We start from the raw sequence: 4,900 nt of genomic DNA, 5'->3' as shown, positions 1-4,900 counted from the left end.
GCCCTGACTATTGTCAGGGCTTAAATGATGGTACCCGAGGCCGGACTTGAACCGGCACGCCTATTAAGCGAGGGATTTTAAATCCCTTGTGTCTACCGATTCCACCACTCGGGCAAACTCGTTGACTCTGATGATACGTATTATCGGTAGTTAATACTGTTTGTTCTTAATTAAGAGAGCAAACTCATCACAATCTAAATATGGAGGCGCGACCCGGAGTCGAACCGAGATCGACGGATTTGCAATCCGTAGCATAGCCATTCTGCCATCGCGCCAATGTTTCATTTTGTAAGATTGGAGCGACCTTCTCTTATAAAGAGAGGTTCGAATCTATGAGCCTGTAAGATTGGAGCGACATATCGGGTTCGAACCGATGACCTATACCTTGGCAAGGTATCGCTCTAGCAACTGAGCTAATGTCGCATTCAATTTTACGTTTCAACACTCGCTGTGACCACCACTAAAGGTATCGAACTTTCACCTCTAGCAACTGAGCTAATGTCGCAATCATATCAATTTTACTTTCCTCATTAATACTGAGGATTTGCAGCAAGTTGTTTACTAAGAAGCTTTCCCCTGACTGCGGAATGGCATTCTACCGATTTAGTATCAAGAGTCAATCGCATATTTACCGATAAATGACTGCTTGAATACTAAATAGCCTTATTGCATTTTAATTATCCGATTCTGCGGTCAAATCCCCCCAAGCAGCCAAAATATAATTCATCATCGACCAAAAAGTGAGGACTGTGGCAACGTAAAGCAGTGCGTATGCTGCATAGGTGAGGAAATCGTTGGGATGCCAGATAAGACCGGTAATGGCCACCATCTGTGCCGCCGTCTTATATTTACCGATCCAAGAGACAGCAACGGCCCCTCTCTTACCAATCTCAGCCATCCATTCACGCAGTGCCGAGATGACTATCTCGCGACCGATCATAAATAATGCCGGTAATGTGAGCCAGATATTATTGTTATCGGCAACCAGCAGAACGAGTGCGGTGGTAACCATGATCTTATCAGCCACGGGATCCAGAAAGGCACCGAATCGCGTAGACTGCTTTAATTTACGAGCGGCATAGCCATCTAATGCATCTGTGATAGCTGCCAAACAAAAGATAAAGGCCGCAGCAAAAGGCACCCAAGAGTAAGGAAGGTAGAAAACCACAATAAACACAGGTAACAGAAATAATCTGAACAAAGTTAAAGCTATAGGTATATTAAACGGCATGAGAAAACCAATAGTTTAAAAGCAGCGCCAATTTTGCCTTAAATTAGCCAGCCTCGCAATGAATCATCCATTGTTTGTGCCATTTCTAGTCTAATCTGAGGCACTTTTGCTCATTCTGCCAGTCTTGCTCCCTTCATTTACGGTGTAACGCCTAAAATTGGCCATTGTTTCGGCTTTGTGGCTATACACAATGAGCTTAAAGACATAAATCTGACATATCTAGAATCACTTATCAGCAAACAAGGTGATACTTGGTCAATTAAAAATCAGACCCTAAAAGTAATGAGATTAAGGCAATTACAGGGCTTTAAAAATGATAGACCTAGCCAGTTCGCTAGTGATAATCGATGCTATGGGCTGCCAAACAACTCAGCTAGTCTGGATCTGGCTAGCCTCGTAATGAATCATGTATTTTTTGCGCCATGTCTACACTGATCCCTGGCACTTTCGCCATTTCTGCCACACTTGCGCTTTTCACTTCCTGTATGCCACCTAAAAATTGTAGCAAGGCCTTGCGGCGTTTCGGTCCGACACCGGCAATGGATTCGAGTGTAGAAGTATTGCGTGTCTTCTGCCGCTTATTTCTATGACCTGTGATCGCAAAGCGATGCGACTCATCACGAATATGCTGTATCAAGTGCAAAGCACCTGAGTCTGCTGCGATAGAGAAAGAAAGTTCATTTTCACCATAGATCAAGGTTTCCAGGCCCGGCTTTCTCCCCTCCCCTTTAGCGATACCGATTAACATAGGAGGCGTATCCAGATCTGCGAATTTCTCATCTACAATTTTTTGTGCAATTCTAAGCTGACCCAAGCCTCCATCGATAAATAAAATATCCGGGATCTTGCCCGTTTTATCCATTTTATCAAACCGCCTAGTGATCGCCTGCTTCATGGCCGCATAATCATCACCGGGCGTAATACCATGAATGTTATAACGACGGTAATCGGCCTTATTCGGACCTTCTCGATTAAACACAACACAGGAAGCCACGGTGCTCTCTCCCATAGTGTGGCTAATATCGAAACATTCCATTCTTTGCACTCGCGTCGTCATCTCCAGGGCCTCTTCTAGTAATAAGAAGCGCTGTTCGACGGTATTCTTATGAGACAACCGGGTATTTACCGCATTAGTCGCGTTTGTGACGGCTAAGCGTAAAAAATTGGCTCTCTCACTGCGTACATTAGTTTTAATCTCTACCTTTTTATCCAGCGCCGCTTGTATCGCCTTCTCTAACTGAGGTAAATCACCGAAGCTCTGACTCAATAAAATCTCTTTCGGCAGCGTTCTTTGACTATCGCCATTGAGGTAAAACTGGATCATGAACGCACTCAAGACTTCATCCATATCGGTTTGAGCCGGTACACTTGGATAGTAGCTTCGGCTACCAAAAATTTTACCATCGCGTATGAAGAGCAGATGAAAACAAGCCACACCCGATGCGTAATGCGCACCAATCACATCCATATCACCAGAAGTACCAGACACCTGCTGCTGCTCAGCCACTCTTCTCAGTGCAGAGATTTGATCTCTATAGCTGGCCGCTTTTTCATATTCGCGGGATTGCGCGCAAGCCTCCATTTTCGACACTAGCTCAACCATCACCTGTTGATTCTTGCCCTTAAGGAATAAGCTTGCCAGTTTGACCTGAGATTCATACTCTTCACTAGTGATTTTATCTACACAAGGGGCGCTACAACGACCTATCTGATATTGTAAACAGGGTCGAGAGCGTGATTTATAGTAAAGATCATCACATTGTCTGATAGGAAATATTTTTTGCATCAGATGCAAACTTTCTCTGACTGCACCACCATTTGGATAAGGGCCAAAATAGGTCCCCTTGTCCCTCTTAGGTCCACGATGATAGGCAAGTCTAGGGTGTTTATGATGACTCAGTAAAATATACGGATAGGATTTATCATCTCGAAGTAACACGTTATATCTGGGCATATACTGCTTGATATAATCATTTTCGAGGATCAGCGCATCGGTCTCACTGTGAGTCACAGTCACATCGATATTAGCGATATGAGAGACCAGGGCTTGAGTTTTTACATGGACAAGGTTTTTACGAAAATAGGAACTAAGACGCTTCTTAAGATCTTTAGCCTTGCCAACATAGATGACGACATCCTCGGCGTCATACATGCGATAAACACCCGGCGATGAGGATACGCTTTTTAGAAAAAGAACTGCATCAAACTGAACTGGCATAGGTAAAATGGCTAAGGTTGTTTACGCTAATGAATCGCGACAGTTGTTTACCCATGACTCACTAATTTATGACGTCATGTGTAACATTGTCATGTTTAATGGCTAGAACTGCCCTGCATCAATCATTTTATAACGGATCGCGAGGCGTGTCAGCTCAACATCACCATTGATCCCCAATTTGGCGAATAAACGATAGCGATAGCTATTGACAGTCTTAGGACTCAAATTAAGCTGCTCGGCAATCTCACTCACCTTTTCGCCATTGGTGATCATCATCATGATCTGTAACTCACGCTCAGAGAGTGAGTGAAATGGGTTCTCATCACTCGAACTAAATTGACTCAGAGCCATCTGCTGGGCGATTTCCGGAGAAAGATACCTTTGCCCATGTGCCACTTGCCTAATCGCCTGCAGCACCTCAGGTGGTGTCGCACCTTTGGTAAGGTAGCCCGATGCACCAGCCTGCATCACCTTAGTCGGGAATGGATCTTCAGTTTGAATGGTTAGCACGATAATTTTTGCATGTGACTGATAACGTAAAATTTTACGTGTCGCTTCCAGACCACCGATCCCTGGCATGTTCATGTCCATCAGGATAACATCGGCTTCGTTACTTCGGCTCCATTGAACCGCGGTTTCACCGTCCCCCGCTTCGCCCACGACTTTAATGCCACGTTCATCTTCAAGAATTCGGCGAATTCCGGTGCGGACTAGCTCATGATCATCGACTAAATATACTGTAATCAATTCAAATTACCTTAGGGCTAACGTGAAGAATCTCACCTGATTCAAATTCATATTTAATGCTAATTTAGCCCATAAACCATCAATAGGAAAGCTCGTTTTTAATATGCCAACTGATTAACCGCAGGCAAGCCCTTACATTGAGCAGATAGCAAGCAAGGCAGGTAATTATTTGTTTTATCTATGTGAATATAAATTAAACCCGCCATGGTCAACGCGATAGTCGAGCATTAACACCGCGCTATAAGATGGCCTAATAACTGATAGGTAAATATTTTGGCCTAGGGATGGCAAAGCCGGTGATGAATGATGACCCGCTCCAATAACCCACAACTAGGCTTAAGAAGCTAGAGCAGCAATCGATGAAAACGAAAAAGCCCCAACATTTCTGCTGGGGCTTCGTCTTAAATATGGCGCAGAGATAGCTGACTTTAAACAGGAGGAACCTTGGGTTCACATTCCTATCACCTTCTTATAAATGGCAGAAAGCCCACTTATAAAGCGGGCTTTCTTAATGTGGCGCAGAGATAGGGATTTGAATCCTACATTGATACGCTATAAACCCATGACTCAAAAAATATGGCGCTGTTGTAGGTCAATGTTGACTATACTTAATGAATGAAGCTAACTGATTGAGGGTAAAGAAAATGAAAGCAAAATTATTTGTGAGTAAACTTAACCAGATAACAAAAGCACTTATCTCTATG

3 protein-coding genes and 3 tRNA genes are annotated in these 4,900 nt (G+C 43.7%); all 6 read right to left on the bottom strand.

All coding sequences use genetic code 11. From position 1 onward, the window contains the following. Positions 1-28: 28 nt before the first annotated feature. Positions 29-114 (bottom strand) — tRNA-Leu (locus HRU42_RS20505). A gap of 87 nt (positions 115-201) precedes the next feature. Then, positions 202-275 (bottom strand) — tRNA-Cys (locus HRU42_RS20500). 72 nt (positions 276-347) lie between these two features. Beyond that, positions 348-423, bottom strand: a tRNA-Gly gene (locus HRU42_RS20495). 250 nt (positions 424-673) lie between these two features. Next, on the bottom strand, positions 674-1,231 hold the full coding sequence (gene pgsA, locus HRU42_RS20490) for a CDP-diacylglycerol--glycerol-3-phosphate 3-phosphatidyltransferase (protein ID WP_295033874.1): 558 nt from the start codon (positions 1,229-1,231) through the stop codon (positions 674-676). Positions 1,232-1,619: 388 nt separating this feature from the next. Further along, positions 1,620-3,449: an excinuclease ABC subunit UvrC gene (gene uvrC / locus HRU42_RS20485; protein WP_295033872.1), complete on the bottom strand. Its 1,830-nt coding sequence runs from the start codon at positions 3,447-3,449 to the stop codon at positions 1,620-1,622. Positions 3,450-3,551: 102 nt separating this feature from the next. Continuing rightward, the gene (uvrY, locus tag HRU42_RS20480; RefSeq protein ID WP_295033870.1) at positions 3,552-4,196 is read right to left on the bottom strand and encodes a UvrY/SirA/GacA family response regulator transcription factor; all 645 of its coding nucleotides are present in this window, start codon (positions 4,194-4,196) and stop codon (positions 3,552-3,554) included. Positions 4,197-4,900 lie beyond the last annotated feature (704 nt).

Source organism: Shewanella sp. (genome assembly GCF_013214165.1).
GTDB lineage: Bacteria > Pseudomonadota > Gammaproteobacteria > Enterobacterales > Shewanellaceae > Shewanella.
This window is presented reverse-complemented; position numbering and strand designations above follow the sequence as displayed.